We start from the raw sequence: 228 nt of genomic DNA on the forward strand, positions 1-228 counted from the left end.
GTGGCGGCAGCGGCCGTCATCAGGTTTCTGCGGGTCAGTTTGGTCATGTTCTCAGTTCCCTCTTTTGGTTTTTTAGAATTCCACGGCGGATAGTGCGGCCTCGGCATCGGCTGACAGCTTGGCCTCGTCGAGACCGGGGAATTCGCCCTTCTGCCAGACGATGCGGCCATTGATCATGGTCATATCGGTCGCCATGCCGATGCCGACGCGGGCAATCAGGCTCAGCGG

At 59.6% G+C, this 228-nt stretch carries 1 pseudogene; it reads right to left on the reverse strand.

From position 1 onward, the window contains the following. Positions 1-72: 72 nt before the first annotated feature. Positions 73-228 (reverse strand): annotated as a pseudogene (locus AF337_RS42180) (amidohydrolase); the annotation flags it as partial.

It is taken from the genome of Rhizobium ecuadorense, assembly GCF_001187535.1.
GTDB lineage: Bacteria > Pseudomonadota > Alphaproteobacteria > Rhizobiales > Rhizobiaceae > Rhizobium > Rhizobium ecuadorense.